19 protein-coding genes are annotated in these 19775 nt (G+C 27.9%); 16 read left to right on the top strand and 3 right to left on the bottom strand.

Annotation, left to right across the window (positions count from 1 at the left end):
* Positions 1-133: 133 nt before the first annotated feature.
* The 8 genes from recA (at position 134) to ACYUDJ_RS11460 (ending at position 7639) form a co-directional block, all read left to right on the top strand.
* The gene (gene recA, locus ACYUDJ_RS11495) at positions 134-1192 is read left to right on the top strand and encodes a recombinase RecA (protein ID WP_042385496.1); all 1059 of its coding nucleotides are present in this window, start codon (positions 134-136) and stop codon (positions 1190-1192) included.
* 233 nt (positions 1193-1425) lie between these two features.
* Positions 1426-2967 carry a ribonuclease Y gene (gene rny, locus ACYUDJ_RS11490; protein WP_003484902.1) on the top strand — a complete coding sequence of 514 codons (1542 nt, stop codon included), beginning with the start codon at positions 1426-1428 and terminating at the stop codon, positions 2965-2967.
* A gap of 138 nt (positions 2968-3105) precedes the next feature.
* Complete coding sequence (locus ACYUDJ_RS11485; RefSeq protein ID WP_003362540.1) at positions 3106-3366, top strand: stage V sporulation protein S; 261 nt, start codon at positions 3106-3108, stop codon at positions 3364-3366.
* Between the two features lie 155 nt (positions 3367-3521).
* Positions 3522-4388, top strand: a complete 867-nt coding sequence (locus ACYUDJ_RS11480) for a decaprenyl-phosphate phosphoribosyltransferase (RefSeq protein ID WP_003484904.1) — start codon at positions 3522-3524, stop codon at positions 4386-4388.
* 18 nt (positions 4389-4406) lie between these two features.
* On the top strand, positions 4407-5690 hold the full coding sequence (locus ACYUDJ_RS11475; RefSeq protein ID WP_003484906.1) for a glycosyltransferase family 39 protein: 1284 nt from the start codon (positions 4407-4409) through the stop codon (positions 5688-5690).
* Complete coding sequence (locus tag ACYUDJ_RS11470) at positions 5687-6043, top strand: SMR family transporter (protein ID WP_003484908.1); 357 nt, start codon at positions 5687-5689, stop codon at positions 6041-6043. Before ACYUDJ_RS11475 ends, ACYUDJ_RS11470 begins: the two co-directional genes overlap by 4 nt.
* A 33-nt stretch (positions 6044-6076) precedes the next feature.
* Positions 6077-7270: a pyridoxal phosphate-dependent aminotransferase gene (locus ACYUDJ_RS11465; protein ID WP_003484910.1), complete on the top strand. Its 1194-nt coding sequence runs from the start codon at positions 6077-6079 to the stop codon at positions 7268-7270.
* Between the two features lie 111 nt (positions 7271-7381).
* Positions 7382-7639 (top strand): HPr family phosphocarrier protein, encoded by a 258-nt coding sequence (locus ACYUDJ_RS11460; protein ID WP_003362134.1) that lies wholly within the window; start codon positions 7382-7384, stop codon positions 7637-7639.
* Between the two features lie 27 nt (positions 7640-7666).
* Here ACYUDJ_RS11460 and ACYUDJ_RS11455 read toward each other — a convergent pair whose 3' ends face one another.
* On the bottom strand, positions 7667-7888 hold the full coding sequence (locus ACYUDJ_RS11455; protein ID WP_003484913.1) for a DUF378 domain-containing protein: 222 nt from the start codon (positions 7886-7888) through the stop codon (positions 7667-7669).
* 252 nt (positions 7889-8140) lie between these two features.
* On the opposite strand from ACYUDJ_RS11455, the gene purB reads away from it, so the two are divergent.
* Positions 8141-9571, top strand: coding sequence for an adenylosuccinate lyase (gene purB, locus ACYUDJ_RS11450; RefSeq protein WP_003484922.1), 1431 nt, complete (start codon positions 8141-8143; stop codon positions 9569-9571).
* Between the two features lie 91 nt (positions 9572-9662).
* On the opposite strand, the gene ACYUDJ_RS11445 is transcribed toward purB, so the two are convergent.
* Positions 9663-10940 carry an FAD-dependent oxidoreductase gene (locus ACYUDJ_RS11445; RefSeq protein WP_003484924.1) on the bottom strand — a complete coding sequence of 426 codons (1278 nt, stop codon included), beginning with the start codon at positions 10938-10940 and terminating at the stop codon, positions 9663-9665.
* 762 nt (positions 10941-11702) lie between these two features.
* On the opposite strand from ACYUDJ_RS11445, the gene ACYUDJ_RS11440 reads away from it, so the two are divergent.
* The 5 genes from ACYUDJ_RS11440 (at position 11703) to ACYUDJ_RS11420 (ending at position 15756) form a co-directional block, all read left to right on the top strand.
* Complete coding sequence (locus tag ACYUDJ_RS11440; RefSeq protein ID WP_003484926.1) at positions 11703-12404, top strand: pentapeptide repeat-containing protein; 702 nt, start codon at positions 11703-11705, stop codon at positions 12402-12404.
* A gap of 589 nt (positions 12405-12993) precedes the next feature.
* On the top strand, positions 12994-13794 hold the full coding sequence (arsM, locus tag ACYUDJ_RS11435) for an arsenite methyltransferase (protein ID WP_154698153.1): 801 nt from the start codon (positions 12994-12996) through the stop codon (positions 13792-13794).
* 44 nt (positions 13795-13838) lie between these two features.
* The gene (locus ACYUDJ_RS11430; RefSeq protein ID WP_003484930.1) at positions 13839-14444 is read left to right on the top strand and encodes a hypothetical protein; all 606 of its coding nucleotides are present in this window, start codon (positions 13839-13841) and stop codon (positions 14442-14444) included.
* Between the two features lie 325 nt (positions 14445-14769).
* Positions 14770-14913: a DnaD domain protein gene (locus ACYUDJ_RS11425; protein ID WP_141650358.1), complete on the top strand. Its 144-nt coding sequence runs from the start codon at positions 14770-14772 to the stop codon at positions 14911-14913.
* A 33-nt stretch (positions 14914-14946) separates the two neighbouring features.
* Positions 14947-15756, top strand: a complete 810-nt coding sequence (locus ACYUDJ_RS11420) for an ATP-binding protein (protein WP_042384726.1) — start codon at positions 14947-14949, stop codon at positions 15754-15756.
* Positions 15757-15814: 58 nt separating this feature from the next.
* On the opposite strand, the gene ACYUDJ_RS11415 is transcribed toward ACYUDJ_RS11420, so the two are convergent.
* The gene (locus ACYUDJ_RS11415; protein WP_071236016.1) at positions 15815-15988 is read right to left on the bottom strand and encodes a DUF2281 domain-containing protein; all 174 of its coding nucleotides are present in this window, start codon (positions 15986-15988) and stop codon (positions 15815-15817) included.
* A gap of 98 nt (positions 15989-16086) precedes the next feature.
* Here ACYUDJ_RS11415 and ACYUDJ_RS11410 point away from each other — a divergent pair, with 98 nt between their 5' ends.
* Positions 16087-16368 carry an RloB domain-containing protein gene (locus tag ACYUDJ_RS11410; RefSeq protein ID WP_003484939.1) on the top strand — a complete coding sequence of 94 codons (282 nt, stop codon included), beginning with the start codon at positions 16087-16089 and terminating at the stop codon, positions 16366-16368.
* A gap of 256 nt (positions 16369-16624) precedes the next feature.
* On the top strand, positions 16625-19738 hold the full coding sequence (locus tag ACYUDJ_RS11405) for an SIR2 family protein (RefSeq protein WP_003484940.1): 3114 nt from the start codon (positions 16625-16627) through the stop codon (positions 19736-19738).
* The last annotated feature ends 37 nt before the right edge of the window (positions 19739-19775 follow it).

The raw sequence follows: 19775 nt of genomic DNA, 5'->3' as shown, positions 1-19775 counted from the left end.
ATTGTCAATAATTAAAATAAAAGTTCCTTTATGGGAGCTTTTATTTATATCATATTAAGTTGACCCTAGTAAAAAAATAGTATATAATTATATTAAGAACATAAGTTCGGTAAAGGAAAGGTTGGTGTCAGTTTTGGCAAACAAAGTTAATCCAGAAAAATTAAAAGCCATAGAAGCAGCTATGGGGCAAATAGAAAAACAATTTGGAAAAGGTTCCATAATGAAACTTGGAGAAGATAGTATATTAAACGTAGAATCCATATCCACAGGAAGCTTAGATTTAGATATAGCATTAGGTATAGGTGGAGTTCCTAGAGGAAGAATAATAGAAATATTTGGACCAGAGTCCTCAGGTAAAACCACTGTAGCACTTCATATATTAGCAGAAGCACAAAAGATAGGTGGTGCAGCAGCTTTTATAGATGCAGAACATGCTTTAGATCCATCCTATGCTAGAAATTTAGGTGTTGATATAGACAACCTAATAGTTTCTCAACCAGATACAGGAGAGCAAGCATTAGAAATTACAGAAGCTTTAGTGAGATCCGGGGCGGTAGACGTTATAGTTGTAGACTCCGTAGCAGCCTTAGTTCCTAGAGCGGAAATAGAAGGAGAAATGGGAGATACCCATGTAGGTCTTCAGGCAAGGCTTATGTCTCAAGCTCTAAGAAAATTAGCAGGTTCTATAAATAAATCTAAATGTGTGGCTATATTCATAAACCAATTAAGAGAAAAAGTAGGTATAATGTTTGGAAATCCAGAAACAACTCCCGGTGGAAGAGCATTAAAATTCTATTCTTCTGTTAGACTAGATGTAAGAAGAATAGATTCTATAAAACAAGGTGATCAAATCTTGGGAAATAGAACAAGAGTAAAAATAAATAAAAATAAAGTAGCACCTCCATTTAAAATGGCAGAATTTGATATCATGTATAATGAAGGAATTTCAAAGGTAGGAAATATATTAGATGTAGGTGTTAGAGAAGAGCTAGTTGAAAAAAGTGGTTCTTGGTTCTCTTATAAAGACACAAGATTAGGGCAAGGAAGAGAAAATGCAAAACAATTTTTAAAAGATAACATGAATATAGCTTTAGAGATAGAAAATACTATAAGAAAAAAACATGATTTACCAGTTGTTGATGCAAAAAACTTAAATATAGAGAATAAAAAAGAAGAGAATAAGGAAGGATAAAAGTAGGAGTTTATCCTACTTTTTTTACGAAAAATTATATAAATATAAAAATTATAAATAATATGAATAAGGGGGCAGATAATGTTATATAAACTTGACAATGGCAATTTTTTAATATAAAATGAAAACAAAATCTGGTTTAGCATACACGATCCAATTGAATAATATGACACCTTTTCTAAGCTTCATATTTACTTATATATGGCAAGCAGAAAAAGCAAAGGAGGTGTTTTATGGGTCCAACGAAATATGTAATAATCGCAGTGGTTATTATAATAATTTGTGTGATTTTAGGCTTATATGTAGTTGATAAAAAAGCTAAAGAAAAATTATCAGAGGCATCCAAAGAAGCTAGAAGATTAAAAGAAGAGGCTGAAAGAGATGCAGAGGCAAAAAAGAAAGAAGCTATATTAGAGGCTAAAGAAGAAGCTCATAAATTAAGAGCAGAGGTTGAAAGAGAAAATAGAGAAAGACGTAATGAAGTTCAGCGTCTTGAAAGAAGAATAATTCAAAAAGAAGAAGCTTTAGATAAAAAGAGTGAGGCCCTTGAAAACAAAGAAGAAGCTTTAAATAAAAAGCAACAAAAAATAGAAGATGTGGAAACACATATGGAAGAGCTTCACGAAAAGCAAAGAACAGAATTAGAGAGAATTTCAGGACTTACAACAGAACAGGCTAAAGAATTTTTATTAGAGCAAGTTAGAAAAGAAGTAAAACATGAAACTGCAGTAATGATAAAAGAAATAGAAACTAAAGCTAAGGAAGAAGCAGACAAAAGAGCAAGAGAAGTCATTACATATGCCATCCAAAGATGTGCTGCAGATCATGTAGCAGAAACTACAGTACATGTAGTTAATCTTCCTAACGATGAAATGAAGGGAAGAATAATTGGAAGAGAAGGAAGAAATATAAGAACATTAGAAACGCTTACAGGGGTTGATTTAATAATAGATGATACACCAGAAGCAGTTATATTATCTGGTTTTGATCCAATTAGAAGAGAAGTTGCAAGAATTGCATTAGAAAAATTAATAGTTGATGGAAGAATCCACCCAGCTAGAATTGAAGAAATGGTTGAAAAGGCTAAGAAAGAAGTTGAAGTTAGTATTAAAGAAGAAGGAGAACAGGCTACCTTTGAAACAGGTATTCATGGTCTTCATATTGAATTGACTAGATTATTAGGTAGATTAAAGTACAGAACAAGTTATGGTCAAAATGTATTAAAGCATTCTATAGAAGTTTCATATTTAGCAGGTCTTATGGCCTCCGAACTTGGAATAGACCCAACTTTAGCAAAAAGAGTAGGTTTATTACATGATATAGGTAAGGCAGTAGACCATGAAGTTGAAGGACCACATGCAATTATAGGATCTGAAATAGCTAAAAAATACCGTGAATCCGCATTAGTAGTAAATGCTATAGGAGCTCATCATGGTGATATGGAACCACAATCTCTAGAAGCAATACTTGTTCAAGCGGCAGATGCTATATCTGCAGCAAGACCAGGGGCTAGAAGAGAAACTTTAGAAGCTTATATAAAGAGATTAGAGAAGTTAGAAGAAATTGCAAATGAGTGTGAAGGTGTAGAAAAGTCATATGCAATTCAAGCGGGAAGAGAAATAAGAATTATGGTTAAACCAGAGGTGCTTGATGATACTGGCTGTATTGAAATGGCTAGGAATGTAGTTAAACAGATAGAAAGTGAACTTGAATATCCTGGTCAAATAAAAGTTAATGTCATCAGAGAAACTCGTGCCATTGAATATGCTAAATAATTAGATTATAAAATAAATTCCTTTTAAGTTTTATAAGTTGCTAAAATTTACAAAATTTAAAAGGAATTTTTAGTTTTTTGTAGAATAGATATATGTAAGTAAGACTATTAAATTAAAGTTAAAATAGGAGGTTTACTTATGGAAGTATTAAAAGTTTCAGCAAAATCAAGTCCAAATTCAGTAGCGGGTGCTCTAGCAGGGGTACTAAGAGAAAGAGGTGCTGCTGAAATACAAGCAATAGGAGCAGGAGCTATTAATCAAGCAATTAAGGCAGTAGCTATAGCAAGAGGTTTTGTGGCTCCAAGTGGAATCGATTTAATTTGTATACCAGCCTTTACTGATATAGAAATCGATGGCGAAGAAAGAACTGCTATTAAATTAATAGTTCAGCCAAGATAATTAAAATAATAAAACAAAAGGGCTTGAATTTATATTCAAGTCCTTTAATTTATCTTGAAAATGTGATAAATTAGATGTTAGTTATATTTTTATACTATAAATATTTTTATTTAAATGAGACCTAAAAATATATATGGTATTATTAGGAGGAAGAAATGGATATAAAAGGGATTATAGCATTGATGAGACCAAAACAATGGATAAAGAATTTTTTTGTTTTTGCAGCGATAATATTTTCAGGTAATCTAATAAATGAAGGTATATTAAAAAATAATATAATAACATTTGTATTATTTTGTTTAACCTCATCTACAATATATATACTTAATGATATAGTAGATCTGGAAAAGGATAAAAAACATCCTGAAAAGAAAAACAGACCTCTCCCAAGTGGAAGAGTATCTAAGACTACAGCTATAATTATGAATATAGTAATACTTTTTACAGTATTATTTTGTTCCTATAAATTTGTAGATTATAAGATTATGTATATATATTTATTATATATTGTAATGAATATATTTTACTGTTTTAAATTGAAAAATGTAGTTATATTAGATGTAATGGTAATAACCTTTGGATTTGTATTAAGAGTAGAAAGTGGTAGCTTAGCTACAAAGGTTTCTGTATCACCTTGGTTATTTTTATGTACCATACTTTTATCCCTATTTTTAGCTTTAAATAAAAGAAAAAGTGAAATAATAACTTTGAAAGATAGGAGTGGGAGCCATAGAAAGATATTAGAAGAATATTCTGTAGAACTTATAGACAATATGTTAACTATAGTAACCCCGTCTATATTAATATCCTATTGTATATATACTTTTAGTTCAGTACAAAGCAAAAGGATGATGTATACCATACCTTTTGTATTATATGGAATATTTAGATATCAATATTTAATGGCTAAGAGTAATCTGGGAGGAAAGCCAGAGGATGTTTTTAGTAAGGATAAACCTTTTTTAATAAATATGGTGTTGTGGGTAATATCAGTAGTGGTTATAATATATTTTAAACTTTAAGGATGGTGTATAAATGTAATGGAATTTAATTATTTAAGTGGTTATGAAAGTAAAAATAATAATTATAATAAAACAAATTATTATAAGATCATAATAGGTCTATCTATGGTTCTTTGTATCCTTTGGGTAATTTTTGTAGATACAAAGCCATTTTCAGATTTTGAATATTATTATAATTTAGCAGTGGATATAGCTAATGGAGGTGAATGGGGAGATACTTATACCTCCATAGGATACAGCATAGTTTTAGGAGGACTCTTTAAGCTTTTTGGAGCTAGCTTAGCCTTAGCTAAAATATTTAATTTAGTACTAACTTTTTTTGGACAAGTATTATTTTTAGGTATCTTAAGAAAAACAGAAATTACAGAAAGAAATAGAAAAATAGTATTTACTCTATTTGCTTTATTCCCAAATAATATATTTTTTAATAGTGTTGTAGGTACAGAAATATTATTTACTACATTACTTTTATTATTAACATATTTGTACTTTAGTGATATAAAATATAAATATATCATCTTAGGAGTATTGGTAGGAGCAACAACTATGGTAAAGCCATTTTTTCTACTATATGCTTTTGCTATATTCTTAGTAGAATTATTAAAAGAAAAATCTTTCATAAAACCTTTAAAATCAGCTATAATAATAGTTGTAGTAGCTTTAATTTCCATAAGCCCTTGGCTTTATAGAAATACAAAATATAATGGAGAGCGTACCTTTGTATCAAATAATGGAGGTATAGTACTTTATATAAATAATAATTCTCAAAATGATATGGGAAGATGGATGGATATACTAGATGTAGAAAATTCTCTAGCAAAAACAGAGGAATATAAAAAAGCCTCTGCTACAGGAAAAAATAAGATGTTAAATAAAGCAGCTAAAGAATGGATAAAATCTCATCCAAAGGAATTTGTAGTATTAGGATTTAAAAGACTTTTTAATACATACATGTGGGCAGATGACGTATTATACAGTACCTATGGTTCAACTATAAATAATAACATTAAATTTGCATTATTTCCTATAACAAACAGTATAAGAAATGCATTTTTTATTCCTGCTATTATATATATATTAATTTATAGTGTTTTTATAATAATACAAATAATAAAAGGAAGAACAGAAAAATTAAATAAATTTAATTTATATTCTACAATTATATTTTATATGTTCACCTCAGTATACTTTATTACTGAAGGACAAGGTAGATATGCTTTCCCATTAATATTTATAATGGTATACTTTTGGTTTTATTTTATTAAACATGGAATACTTTTATTTAAGGAGTTAAGAAGATGATATATTTGATATTAACATCAGTTTTTTTAGGAGCATTAGGACAAATATTAGTAAAGTATGGAGCAGTTAATTTAACATTAAATTTTTCACCAGCACACTTCTTACCTAGTATATTATCCATATTAAAAAATATTCCTGTAATGGCAGGTATAATATCCTATGGATTCAGTTTTTTATTGTGGATAAAAGTATTAAGTAAAGTAGAACTAAGCTATGCATATCCAATGGTAAGTTTAGGTTATGTATTAATAATGATATTCTCTTATTTTTTCTTCAAGGAAAATATAACACCTATAAGAATAGTAGGAGTTGTACTTATAATGATAGGAGTAGTACTAGTAGCAAGAAGTTAAATTTTTTAAATAAATAAAAATGGAGGCAAAAATATGAAGTTATCTAAAAAAGCAGTAGAAATACAACCATCCTTAACATTAGAAATAACTGCAAAGGCTAAAAAAATGAAAGCAGAAGGTATAGATGTTATAGGTTTTGGAGCGGGAGAGCCAGATTTTAACACACCAGAAAATATACAAAAAGCAGCTATGTTAGCCATAGAAAAAGGATATACTAAATATACAGCGGCTTCAGGTATATTAGAATTGAAACAGGCTATAGTAGATAAATTTAAAAAAGACAATGGTTTAAATTATAAAACTAGTGAAATAATAGTAAGTAATGGAGCAAAGCAATGTCTTTCAAATTTATTTCAGGCTATATTAAATGAAGAAGACGAAGTTTTAATAGCTAAACCTTATTGGGTAAGTTATCCAGAACTTATAAAACTATATGGTGGAGTGCCTGTATTTGTAGACACAAAAGAGGAAAATCATTTTAAATATGAAATAAAAGAGTTAGAAAATAAAGTAACAGATAAAACAAAGGCCATCATAATAAATAGCCCTAATAATCCTACAGGAACAGTATATAGCAAAGAAGACTTAGAAGCCTTAGCTCTTTTTGCAAAAAAACATGATTTATTAATAATAGCAGATGAAATATATGAGATGCTAATGTATGGAGAAGAGAAACATATAAGTATAGGAAGCTTGTCAGAGGATGCTTTTAAAAGAACTGTAGTAATAAATGGTATGTCTAAATCCTATTCCATGACGGGCTGGAGAATAGGATATGCAGCAGGTCCTTTGGACATAATAAAAGTGATGAGTAATATACAAAGCCATACCACATCTAATCCAAACTCCATAGCTCAATATGCATCTTTAGAAGCTCTTACAGGAGATAAAACTCAAGTTGAAAATATGATAGTTGAGTTTAAAAAGAGAAGGGATTATATGGTCAATAAAGTGAATTCTATAGAAAATTTATCATCTATAAATCCTAAAGGTGCCTTTTATGTAATGGTTAATATATCAAAAGCTATAGGAAAAACAATAAAAGGAGATACCATAAAAGACTCAATAAGTTTTTCAAAGATTTTATTAGAAGAAGAAAAAGTAGCAGCAGTACCAGGTATAGCCTTTGGGGATGACAATTTTATAAGATTATCCTACGCTACATCTATGGAAAATATAGAAAAGGGATTAGATAGAATAGAAAAATTCATGAAAAAGTTAAGTTAATAAGATCATGTAATGGTTTATAAAAACTGTTGAAAACTGTAGAAAAAAATGGTATAATGTTATGTATATGTTTTTTTAAGAAACAGATAGATTATAAAAGAGGTGGATAAAATGTTAGAAAGAGAATTAACAGTAAACAGTTCAACTGGGTTACACGCAAGACCAGCGACTTTATTAGTAAAAAAGGCTTCATCCTTTAAATCAGATTTATCTATTGAATTTAACGGTAAAAAAGCCAACATAAAAAGTCTTATAGGAGTTCTTTCATTAGGAGTTACAAGTGGAGCAAAAATAAAATTAATAGCTTCTGGTGATGATGAAACTCTAGCTATAGAAGAAATCTCAAAACTAATAAATACATTAGAATAAAAATTAAGGGCTCTTTTGGGGAGCCTTTTATTTATGTTTTAAAGATCCTTTTGTTTTAAGAAGAAATAGTATCATATTAATTCCAGCCACTCCGATTAATATATAAATTAATCTTCCTACAAAATTTGCAGGCTCCCCAAATAATGCACCAACCAGATTAAAATTACATAAACCTATAAGTCCCCAATTAATAGCTCCAACGATTACTAATATAAAAGAAATTTTATCTATAAGACTTACTTTATACATGAAATCCACTCCTTTAAATACATCTTAATAAATTATATTAACAGTATAAAAAAATAGAACAAAAATATTTTTATTAAATAATGTTTATTTAAAGAATAATTATAAAGTTAAAACCCCATTATAAGAAAGAATTTAAAATAGCATATTAAGATAAAGTACGAATATAAAATTGAAAAAATATTATAATATATGTTATAATATGAATGAATAAAAAAACTATATACATATTGTACGTATGGAGGAGATGGAGTAATGAGAGATATTTATAATAATCCCTTAAATAAAAGATATTCATCTAAAGAAATGAGCTATTTATTTTCAGAAGAGATGAAATTTAAAACTTGGAGAAAATTATGGGTAGCCCTAGCAGAGAGTGAAAAAGAATTAGGTCTTAACATTACAGATCAGCAAATAAATGAATTAAAAAAGTATATAGATGATATAAACTATGAAGTAGCAGAAGAAAGAGAAAAAGAAGTTCGTCATGATGTTATGAGCCATGTATATGCTTATGGTGTTCAATGTCCTAAAGCAAAAGGGATAATACATCTAGGAGCTACTAGTTGTTATGTAGGTGATAATACAGATTTAATAATCATGAAAGAAGCCATGATTTTAATAAAGAAGAAAATTATAAATGTTATAAATAACTTGAAAAAATTTGCCTTAGAATATAAGCACGTACCAGCTTTAGGCTTTACTCATCTTCAACCGGCTCAACTTACGACAGTAGGTAAAAGGGCAACCCTTTGGATGCAAGATTTAGTATTAGATTTAGAACAATTAGAATTTGTTATAGATACTTTAAGATTTAGAGGTGTTAAAGGAACTACAGGTACTCAAGCTAGCTTTATGGAATTATTTGATGGAGATGAAAGTAAAGTAAAGGCTTTAGATAAAAAGGTAGCAGAAAAAATGGGCTTTTCAAGGGAATATATGGTGACAGGTCAAACTTACCCAAGAAAGGTTGACTCAACTATATTAAATACACTATCAGAAATAGCGCAAAGTGCATACAAGTTTAGCAATGACTTAAGATTACTTCAAAGTATGAAGGAAATGGAAGAACCCTTCGAAAAAAATCAAATAGGTTCATCAGCCATGGCCTATAAAAGAAATCCAATGAGATCAGAAAGAATGGGAGCTTTAGCAAGATACGTTATAGTAGATGCCCTAAATCCAGCTATAACCTCTTCTACCCAGTGGTTTGAAAGAACACTAGATGATTCTGCTAATAAGAGAATATCTATAGCCGAAGCCTTCTTAGCTTTAGATGGAGTGCTTAAATTATATATGAATATATCAGAAAATATGGTAGTATACGAAAAAGTTATAGAAAGCCATGTAAAAACAGAACTTCCATTTATGGCTACAGAAAATATAATGATGGAAGCAGTTAAAAAGGGTGGAGATAGGCAAGAACTTCACGAAGTTATAAGAGCTCACTCTATGGAAGCTGCAAGAAGAGTTAAACAGGAAGGATTATCTAATGATTTAATAGATAGAATAATAGATGATAAATCCTTTGGATTAACTAAAGAAGAAATATTAGCTTTAATAGACCCTAAAAAATTTACAGGAAGAGCAGAGGGTCAAGTAGTAGACTTTATAAAAGAAGCAGTGGACCCAATATTAGAACAAAACAAAGCAATGCTAGGAGAAAAAGCAGAAATAAACGTATAAACGAAATTATAAATTCTGGAGTTTATAATTTTAGGAATAGTTTTAAGTTTATTTAATATTTAAAAGGAGCCAAAATTATGGCTCCTAAATTTTATACTAATTTTTGAGCTAAAGCATCTTCTAGGTTTAATTTTGAAACTCTTTTTTTTATTTCTTCTCTATCTGTAGTATATAAGTTTTCTTCAACCATCCTCTTAAAGTATTCTGCACCGGCAAAGGTATATCTATTTTTTCTACCTTTCTTTGAATAAAGCTTATCATTTGCATAGGCTATTAAATCTCCTAAAGCTATATTTCTTGGAAGAATTAACATTGGCATGCCTAAGCAATATCTTACAGCATTGTGTCCAGCTAAACTTCCTGTGGTTATGGCTTCAGTGTGCCCAACAAATAAGCCGCTTTTTTCTCCTCCTACAAAGAGGTTATCTAGTCCTTTCACTTTCATATCATCTGTTCTTGGAGCCACAGACAAATATCTTATAGAATTTCCTTTTCCACCTGCATAAGGATCTATATATTTTACACTTTCTAGTCCTTTTATTTTTCTTAGTTTTTCTAGAGGATAGTAGGAAGTCATTAATTTTGCGTGTCCAGTATCTAGAATGACAATATTCTCTGCGAATTCTTTTAGAGCGTATTGTTGACAAACTTTCATTTTTAATTTATCTAGGTTTATATCTTCTTTTGGAACCTTTAAAACCAATACTCCAGTTTCATCAAGTTCTTTTACCAATTCATCAGACATAGTTTCTTTAGCTAGTTTACAGGAACCACTAAAGGCTCCTAATAAATCATCTTCTCTTTCTCCTTGGAAATCATCTACTCCGGCTCTTGAAGTTAAGCTTACTCTAGGGCCAAAGGCAGGACATCTTAAAACACACATAGAACATCCATTACCATATCTTAAACAATTGCCCATAGGTCCTGTAGAACCAGTAGTTTCTATAAATACATCACCATCTACGTAAGTTCCGTCTGAAATATATATGCCTTTTATTTTATCTCCTTCTTTTTTTACATCTACTATTCTAGAGATAAGATGAATATCTATGCCCATATTTTTCATATGATTTTTTACAACAGGTTCTATTTTATTTACATCGTAAAGCCAGGCATGTTTATGACCCGGAAAATCTATGTTTTTATGTCTACTGTTTTCATCTGTTATATTTATTAAATCACCAGCACCTAAAGATATAAGCTCCTCTGCTGCGGTGAATCTTCCGTTATTTCTCATTATCCCACCAACATTACCTAATCCTAAAAGCAAATCCGTCTTTTCAAATATACTAACATCAGCACCAGCTTTTTTAGCGCTTATAGCTGCGGCACATCCTGCCCAACCTCCGCCGATAACTACAACCTTCATTAAAAATCCACCCCCAAATTTATATAGGTCTTAATTAAACATGTTTTATAATTATTTATATAATTTTTTAACCGTTGTAACCCTCCTAATTTATCCTCATACTATCAAAATATTTTTTTAAAAGATTTTTGTTACATAAAGTTTTATAATAACCGTTTATGAATATAAAAAATAAACTAGTAAGATTTTATAAAAGTAGGGAGAAATAAGGTTGCACTCATTTTTAAAAAAGCTGAATTTGATATAATGTACAATGAAGGTGTTTCAAAAGAAGGCTTTTTTATCGGATTATCTATTATTTAGGGGCGCTTTGCGTCATTTCGGAATATGAAAATATAGGCATAGGACAAAAAGTAATGAGTTTTATTTTTGACTATTTTGTTGATGCTAAACATTGGTAGCTTGAAACTCCTGTTGATAAAAAGCGTAATCACTATTTCTACCAAAAACTCGGTTTTAATATAACAAAAGAATATATGGATGGTAGCGTAAAAGTTGCGCTTTTTGAAAAGAATTTGTAGTGAGGTTATGAGCATAATGTATAGTAACGATAATGAAAATGGTTAGATATTCATGGTATAATTGAAATTAGTAAGATATTGTAGAGTATTTGGAAATTTATAAGGCTATTATCTATTAAATATAATGAGAATATTTTGGACACTTGTGCTGAAGGTACGTACCTAAGAAGGAATTAATGCAGGTTGGCAAAGTATATGTGAAAAATATAGAATTACGGACGCAGAAAAGGAGGAAAATATCATGCGCAAATTATCACAAGAGGAATTTAAAGAGATATTAAAGAATAGGAAACCAAAAGAAAGACTTGTTTTAAAAGAGATAGAACTTTTTGACATGGATTTTACAAGCTGGAATTTATCTAATATTGATTTCTCTTTGAGCGCATTCCATCGAGTTAAGTTTGATGAGGCAAATCTAGAGTATAGCAGTGTTTTTAATACATTGTTTGATGAATGTACTGTACGTAAGACGAATTTTAGACATGCAAATTTAGAATGTGCAGTGCTTCGATATGCAGATATGACTGGCTGTAACATTGAAGGTGCAAATTTATATGGTGCAGTGTTAGAATATGCTAAATTGGATGCTATTATTTCCGATAAGGATACAAAATGGTTTCATTTACGCTGTCCAGAGAAAGGAGCCTTCCTTGCATATAAGAAGTGTTTTAATGATCGTTTAGTACAACTTCTAATACCGGCAGATGCAAAGCGCACTTCGGCTACGTTACCTTCTTGTCGCTGCAATAAGGCAAAAGTTCTTACAATTAAAAGTTTCGACTATAAAGAAAGTTATGTGGAAGCTTGGTCTTTAGTAGATGAGAACTTTGTTTATAGTGTAGGCGAATGGGTAGAAGTAAAGGATTTTAATGAGGATAGATGGATGGACTCTACTACGGGTATTCATTTTTGGATGACAAGAGAAGAAGCAAAGAACTATTAAAAGCGAACATTTATTTAAAATACAGCATTATTCATAATCCTTTCTTTTAAGCTAGAACTTTATAAATAAAATAAAGTGCATAAGTTTGTTAATTGTAACTTACACACTTTATTTTACTCTATTCTGTTGTATTTCCTTCTTTAAAAGATATATATTGTTTTTTAAGATGTCCTGAAATTTTTCAAGATAAAATTTAAAATATTATTACACTCCTGGTAGTAATTCGGAACAATTTTGGCTATAAATCTCTGTTTATAACAGAGGATAAAATTGAGCATCCAAGGTCATTTGCTCGAAAATTAATAAGTAATAAAGTATAATATGATATGTTTTTTTATTTATAATTTTCTTAAAGTAAGTCAGATTGGTAAAATTCTGCATTGCAACAATAAATATAAAAAGAGTGGAATGACTTGTGAAGATTTAAGAAATTATAAAAGTAAATTGGGGAATAGTTGTAAATGTGAAAATAATTAATGATATCATTGAAGACAAAATAAAAAAACTTAGTTGAGAGAGTTAAAGATAATTAAGATGATGATGAAGTTCTACAACTTTTATTTATCAATGAAGAATTAAGGTAAGGAGGATAAAAGATGGTGATTTTAAAAAGGGCGATGTTAGAAATGCTGTTCGTAATAGTTATAGGAAGATAGCTATTGGAAATGCAAAAAAGGATAGATGCTGTGGGGGAAGTATTAATCTTAAAAAATCTTTCATAGAGATATCACGTAAAATTGGATATTCTGATGAAGAAATATCAACTGCTCTAGAGGAAGCTAATATGGGGTTAGGTTGCGGAAATCCCCAATTAATAGCTAATCTTAAAGAAAGCCAAACTGTTATAGACCTTGGAAGTGGAGGAGGATTTGACTGTTTTTTGGCTTCAAAGAAAGTTGGGATTAAGGGATATATTATTGGAGTTGACATGTCTCCAGAGATGATTAATAAATCAAGAGTTATGTCTAAGAAATATGGATATAGAAATGTAGACTTTAGATTAGGTGAAATTGAAAATCTTCCTGTAGCAGATAATACTGCAGATGTAATTATTTCAAATTGCGTTATAAATTTATCTCCCAATAAACAAAGGGTATATAATGAAGCTTATCGTGTATTAAAAAAAGGTGGTAGAATTGCTATTTCTGATATAGTTCTTATTAGAGAATTGACCAAGGAAATGAAGCAAGATGAGAAGCTTTATTGTGGATGAGTTACTGGGGCATCTTCAGCTGAAGAATTAAAATTATATTTAGAAAAGGCTGATTTTAGTGATATTAGAATTGAAACTCAAGAAGTCTCAAAGGAATATGCTGAAAAATGGGGACATAACTTAAAAGTTGGAGAATATATTATGTCTGCATCAATAAAAGCAATAAAATCAAAATAGTAAAACGTTGCAGATATAATGTTTGGTATGTAGGGGTGGCATATATGATAAAGATAGAATATCTAATTGAAAATAAAAATACCATAGATGAGGTTGCTAAGCAACTAAATACTAACGACATAGAATATCTCATAAATCTATTAAATGAAAAAAATAATGAAGTAAGATACACTGCATTTCTTGTTCTACAAAGTAGTAGTCAAATGTTTTCAGATGTTTATAAGTATTGGAAAGATTTTTGCAAAAAACTCAGTAACAGTAATTCATATCAACGAAGTATTGGTATAATGCTTATTGCAGAAAATAATCGTTGGGATGATCAGAATAAATTTGAGGATATTATTGATATATATTTATCCCATTGTGAAGATGAAAAATTTATTACTGCAAGACAAACAATTCAAAGTATTAATAAATGGATTATGTATAAAAAAGGCTTATTATCATTAGTTGTACGTAAACTTATAAGTATAGATATATCAAAATACAAAGACAGCCAAAGAAAATTGATTCTGGTAGATATAATAAAAGTATTATCTGAAATTCAAAAAATTCAACCCACCAATGATATTATGGAGTACATAGATAATGCAATAAAATGTGAATATTTAAATAACAAAGATATTAAAGAAATTCAAAAATTATTTTAATAGTGATTAGAATAATAATTTAAAGGGAGTAGAAAAAATTTTTTCTACTCCCTTTATAAAATTTCAAAAGTTGTAGGTTTTTAAGTTTTTAAAATATATATTATGTTGAATATATATTTTTCATATATCGTATATTTAAATAGAATGTACTTAATACAATAGAAAGCTTGGAACTACTCCTGTTATTTATAAAAATTGTAGGGATAAAAGAGACGATATATCAAAAGCTATTAATGAACTTGAAAGTGCAGGATATATAGAAAGAGTTTTAAGAAGGGATTCTAAAGGAAAACTCTTAGGTGGATATGATTATAATATTTTTTAAATTCCACAATTTATAAAAGATAATAGTGAAGCTTGTACAAAACTTACCGAAAGCGGAAAAGTTGAAATAGCAGATGAATCTGGTAAACACAGTTATAAGTATATTAAGGGGATTTTAGAAAATTGGAAAATAGATGGGGTGTAATGGAAAATAAGAAGGTAAAAGGTGGTGATTTTGATGGCACTAAAAACGAGCATAAACAGAATAATGGAGGAGATAAAGAATCAAAGAGAAAATGGGCTGGGTATAAATCACCAAAACCTAAATTGCAAAGGGATAGAAAATGTAAGGGACTCATATAAAGAAGTTTGTAATAAATGCGGTGGTAGTACATGGATAACTAATATAGATAAAGAGGGTAGAGTTTACTGCAGAAGGTGTAGCTGCTATGAAATGCAAAGGGCTAAAGATATGTGGAACTTAGCAGGAATAAATACGGAGCAATCTAAACATACCTTTTCAAATTATAAACCCTATAATGAAACAACTGAATTAGCAAAGAATACAGCCATTCAATACTATAAAAACTTTGATGAAATCAAAAATACAAGACAAAATAGTATTGCTTTTATAGGGCAAGTAGGTAGCGGCAAAACTCATTTAAGTATAGCTTTAGCAGTGAATTTTTTAAAGAACAAACAAGTTCCAGTTGTATATATGCCTTATAGAAATACTATAACAAAAATAAAACAGAATATGATAGATGAAGAATATTATAGTAAGGTTTTATCAAAATATCAAAAGGCAAAGATTCTTCTTATAGATGATTTATTTAAGGGTAAAATAAATGAATCTGATATAAATATAATGTTTGAAATAATTAATTATAGATATATGAATTATTTACCTATGATAGTTAGTTCTGAATTTACCGTAGAAAAGCTCCTAGATTTTGATGAAGCTATAGGAAGTAGAATAATTGAAATGGCAAAGGATTATACAGTTGAAATAGTTGGGAAGGAAAATAATTATAGATTAAAAATTTAAGCATAAGACAGTAACCATTTCCTGTCTTATGCTTAAATACTGTGGTTTAATATCGTCTTTATTTAGCTAACTCCTTTAGAGCTATGTCATTTTCTTTTATAAATTCATCAACTAATTTTTTATGCTCTTTATTATTTTTTTCCTTTAGATATTCTGCAAAATCTATAACCTCTGATAACATATCTTCTGACATATCCTTAGATAATTCTATAAGTTTTTGTTCTAAAGTCATTAACATCACTACTTTCCATATATCTAAGATACATATTATATTAGTAACTTTTAATTTTATAATAATACTGTAACATATACAAGGTTTACTTACAATATGTGCATGAAATTTGGCTACTTATGTATTTTGAAAATGTAGATAACAGGTTGGGAAAAAATCAGATTTATAATAAACTGGGGTATCATTTAAGTAAGGAATATAAAAAATCAGATAAAGGGATTATACGTCAAATTATACAAAAGGGTAATGTTGAGGATGCAATTAAAAATGCAGAGGAACTTCATAATAAATATATAAACAAAAGCGATTTAATTTTTAAAGATGTAAAGAAAATGAACTTTTATGAGTTAATTGAACAGTTCATGTTGGAAATATCATAATAAGACTCTAAAGCGATAATTAACTTAAAAGGTGGACTTGCCTTGCTACGTAAGCTGTATGGAAATGATTTTTTTACAAAGCTTGTACTTGTAATTTAATGCAGGGAGCATGGTTACTTTTTATATAGTTTAGAAAAGTTATATTTATAATAAGCAAATAGAATTATATATGTGAAATATAATATGGTAAAATAATGTATATTAAAGTATGTTATATAATTTTTATATTTAGTAATAAATTTTAGCAGAGAGATAGATGCAAAGTTTTATAAATGAAAGTAAAAGAATAATTAGAAAGGCTAGTGAAAATAACAAGCTAGTTATATTTGTTGGAGCTGGAGTGTCTGCTAATTCTGGATACCCTTCATGGACAAGCCTTGTTGAAGAATTCGCAAGAGGATTAGGAATAGATACACAAAATATTTCTTCTGAAGATTATTTAAAGATACCTCAATATTATTATAATTCAAGAAAAGAAAAAGACTACTATGATGTTATATGGGATAAATTTAATGTTAATGTAAAACCAAATGATATACATGATGCTATATTTAAGCTTAAGCCATATCATATTGTAACAACAAATTATGATGAATTATTAGAAGAAGCTGCTCGTAATCAAGGTGTGTTTTATGATGTTGTTTCAAAAGATGAAGATTTACCATACACTTTAAATAATAATATGATAATAAAGATGCATGGAGACTTAAAAAATAAAAATATAGTATTAAAGGAAGATGATTATTTATCATATTTTAGAAATTTTAAGCTCATACAAAATTATATTAAATCGTTGATATCCACATATACAATTCTATTTTTAGGTTACTCTATAAACGATATTAATGTAAAATATATTTTTCAATGGGTAAAGGATATACTGGGGAATAGTTTTCAGCAAGCTTATTTTTTAGAAAATAACCAGAATAAGAAATTTAATCAGGTGGAATTTGATTACTATAAAAATAGGGGGATAAATATATTATATTATTCTGAAACAGATGAAATTAAATACTTAAAAAAATCTATACAGTTTAAAAATTTAACTGATGAAAGAGCAAAAAATACTTGTATCTTTTTAAGATATATATTAGATACAGATTCTTTGAATAAAATTAATATAGATTATGCATATGAAAGACTGAAGAACTTGAATAATTTAAATAAAATATTTTTTCAAAATATAATAGATGCATTAGATTTGGAAACGCCATTTGAAGAAAATGATGGAACAATTGTTTATTCACATTTTTTATTAGAAAAAGAGAGCTTAGAGTTAAATACAAGCATTGTAACTAATCTATTTCTTGAAATAAAAGAATATGATAATAAGTTAAATAAGTTTAATAAATGTGAAGATTATAAAGAAAAAGGGGAATTGAAAAAAGAAATAGATTTTTCTAAAGAGATAAAAGTAAATCTTATAAAACAGGTGCTTTATAAAGCTGGTATAAAAAAAATAGTAGCAAGAAATGAAAATTATATAAAAGAAGTACTTTCATTGCATAGAAAATCTGAAGGTCTAGAAAAGGAAAGGGCAATTGAATATTCATTTGAATTAAATATAAATTTGTATGATAAGATGGATGAATTAGAAGAGTATATTTCGCAGTTTGATTATTTAAATATGTATAGATGTTTAGATGATATGAAATTAGAAGATATTGATGGGAATGAAGAAAAATTTTTTAATAAGGCTTATTTACTATATAAGTTAGGAGAATATTTACAAGCATATGAAGTGTTGAAAAGACTATCGCAAACATGTTTTTTAAATAAAAAATATTATTTATATTTTATATCAGAGTTTAATAGATATTATTTAGGTCACGCAATTTCAACATTTAATATTTTTTCTATTTCAATGCTAGGAATACATGAGGACATACAAAAAGAAATAAGAGAGGAAATAAGAAAAATAGATTTAGATAATATATATTTAAAGCTACCTTCAAGTAATAGAGTAAAGTTGTTGTTTTTGAAGGATATATTAAATTTAAAATTTGTATATAGAAAAATAAGGGATACAGCAGATTTAAAAGAAAAAGTAGAAAAAAATAAAGATAATATTTATATAGGAAAAGGTAGTAGTGATGGGGAAATACATAAATTTAAAAAAAATATAGAAGACTTCTGGAAATTTATAACTAAGAATAGACTTATGTTGGATAATTATAAAGAACTTGAAATGGTTTTTTATAATTATATAGAAAGTGCATTATTAAGCCATATGACTAAATATATAGAAGAAAAGGAATCTATTCTGGGCTTGCCTGGAAAAGTTATAAAACTTAAAAAAATAGATGGTTTTACATTATTTGTAATGGTAAATTATTCGAATATAAAACAGATTAAATATTTATTTGAAAAGTATGATGTACAAAGTATAAAATTAGAAGAAAAAGCTTTAGAATTTGTTCAGGATACTTATGATAATGTAATTAATTCAATACTTCAAAAGAAAAATATACTAGAAGCTAAACAAATATTAAACAAGTTTATCTATATACTATCTAGAATAGATGTAGGAAAAGAGCTCTTTATAAGATTAATAGATGGATTTTTAAAGGTTATAGATAATTATTCTATAGAATTAGATAAATTATATGAAAATTTATTAATTTTTATTATAAAACAGAATAACAATTTTAAGGAAAATATATCTATAGAAAAGATTGAAGAAATATTTAATTATATGATTTACAAAATAAGTTCAAATTTAGAGAAGGATAGAAATTTTTATAAAGAAAATACTGCAATGAATTTTATAAGACAAATAGCTTTTATTATGGACAATATAAATCAAGATTATAAATTTAAAGATGATAAAAATTTAAAATTATTAATAAGACAAATGGAAGTGGAAATGCATTTGTATATTTTGGAATATACTTTGATTCCAGTTTATAAATTAGTTTATGGAAATTTGAATGATAATGAGAAGTTTAATAAAAGACATTTTTCAGTATATTATAAAGCTGTTATTGATAAAATAATATTAAGTTCTGTAGAATTAGAAGAAAAAATTTTAGAATTTATAAATAAACAAGCAATATTAAAAAATGAAAATTTGGAAATTTTATTGCTAAATATAGCTTATTTAATTTTAAATGACTTAATTATACAATCAGATAAATTCTATAAATTTAAAGATAATAGTGAAAAATTTAGTTTTTTAATAGATATAGCTAACTATAATTATGATAATTTTGAATTAGAATGGATCTTTAAATTTAGTGATGAATTACATGGAAGAGTTTATAAATGTGAAAAAGCTAAAATTATTATAAAAGAAAAATTTCAACAATATATAATACAAAATGAATGTGAAAAGCATACTAAGAATATATTTTTCAGGTACTATAACTAGAAAATTTATATTATTTAAATTAGCAATTGTTATATAT

The organism is Clostridium sp. CTA-6 (assembly GCF_054768115.1).
This window is presented reverse-complemented; position numbering and strand designations above follow the sequence as displayed.

What these genes read in the sequence shown, in the direction of transcription:
- rny (WP_003484902.1), top strand. Translation starts at nt 1,426, where the DNA reads ATGGGTCCAACGAAATATGTAATAATCGCAGTGGTTATTATAATAATT.
- ACYUDJ_RS11485 (WP_003362540.1), top strand. Translation starts at nt 3,106, where the DNA reads ATGGAAGTATTAAAAGTTTCAGCAAAATCAAGTCCAAATTCAGTAGCG.
- ACYUDJ_RS11480 (WP_003484904.1), top strand. Translation starts at nt 3,522, where the DNA reads ATGGATATAAAAGGGATTATAGCATTGATGAGACCAAAACAATGGATA.
- ACYUDJ_RS11475 (WP_003484906.1), top strand. Translation starts at nt 4,407, where the DNA reads ATGGAATTTAATTATTTAAGTGGTTATGAAAGTAAAAATAATAATTAT.
- ACYUDJ_RS11470 (WP_003484908.1), top strand. Translation starts at nt 5,687, where the DNA reads ATGATATATTTGATATTAACATCAGTTTTTTTAGGAGCATTAGGACAA.
- ACYUDJ_RS11465 (WP_003484910.1), top strand. Translation starts at nt 6,077, where the DNA reads ATGAAGTTATCTAAAAAAGCAGTAGAAATACAACCATCCTTAACATTA.
- ACYUDJ_RS11460 (WP_003362134.1), top strand. Translation starts at nt 7,382, where the DNA reads ATGTTAGAAAGAGAATTAACAGTAAACAGTTCAACTGGGTTACACGCA.
- ACYUDJ_RS11455 (WP_003484913.1), bottom strand. Translation starts at nt 7,888, where the DNA reads ATGTATAAAGTAAGTCTTATAGATAAAATTTCTTTTATATTAGTAATC.
- purB (WP_003484922.1), top strand. Translation starts at nt 8,141, where the DNA reads ATGAGAGATATTTATAATAATCCCTTAAATAAAAGATATTCATCTAAA.
- ACYUDJ_RS11445 (WP_003484924.1), bottom strand. Translation starts at nt 10,940, where the DNA reads ATGAAGGTTGTAGTTATCGGCGGAGGTTGGGCAGGATGTGCCGCAGCT.
- ACYUDJ_RS11440 (WP_003484926.1), top strand. Translation starts at nt 11,703, where the DNA reads ATGCGCAAATTATCACAAGAGGAATTTAAAGAGATATTAAAGAATAGG.
- ACYUDJ_RS11430 (WP_003484930.1), top strand. Translation starts at nt 13,839, where the DNA reads ATGATAAAGATAGAATATCTAATTGAAAATAAAAATACCATAGATGAG.
- ACYUDJ_RS11420 (WP_042384726.1), top strand. Translation starts at nt 14,947, where the DNA reads ATGGCACTAAAAACGAGCATAAACAGAATAATGGAGGAGATAAAGAAT.
- ACYUDJ_RS11415 (WP_071236016.1), bottom strand. Translation starts at nt 15,988, where the DNA reads ATGACTTTAGAACAAAAACTTATAGAATTATCTAAGGATATGTCAGAA.
- ACYUDJ_RS11405 (WP_003484940.1), top strand. Translation starts at nt 16,625, where the DNA reads ATGCAAAGTTTTATAAATGAAAGTAAAAGAATAATTAGAAAGGCTAGT.